General features: G+C 50.3%; 1 protein-coding gene. It reads right to left on the bottom strand.

All coding sequences use genetic code 11. The annotated features are described in order from the left end of the window. Positions 1 to 292 (bottom strand): exo-beta-N-acetylmuramidase NamZ domain-containing protein (locus J0A66_RS22905; RefSeq protein WP_206576086.1); only part of this gene is annotated, 292 nt, incomplete at both ends.

Genomic DNA, 292 nt, shown 5'->3' with positions numbered 1-292 from the left:
CTTGCATTGGAATCACAGTTAACGACAGGGTCTTATCGGTGTTAAGCCAGCCTTCGCCAATGATCATATGGGCCAGCTCCCCTACAGTCAGACCATGCACCAACGGAATTTCATGCATGCCGACAAAAGAGCGGAACTCCGGCTCCAACATCGGGCCATCAACGTAGTCACCATTGGGGTTGGGCCTGTCCAGTACCATAAAAGGTAAACCGGCTTCAGCGGCCGCTTCCATCATGTAATGCATGGAGCTGATATAGGTGTAATAACGCACCCCAACATCCTGAATATCAAA

The sequence above is a fragment of the Bowmanella dokdonensis genome, from assembly GCF_017254865.1.
Classification (GTDB): domain Bacteria; phylum Pseudomonadota; class Gammaproteobacteria; order Enterobacterales; family Alteromonadaceae; genus Bowmanella; species Bowmanella dokdonensis.
This window is presented reverse-complemented; position numbering and strand designations above follow the sequence as displayed.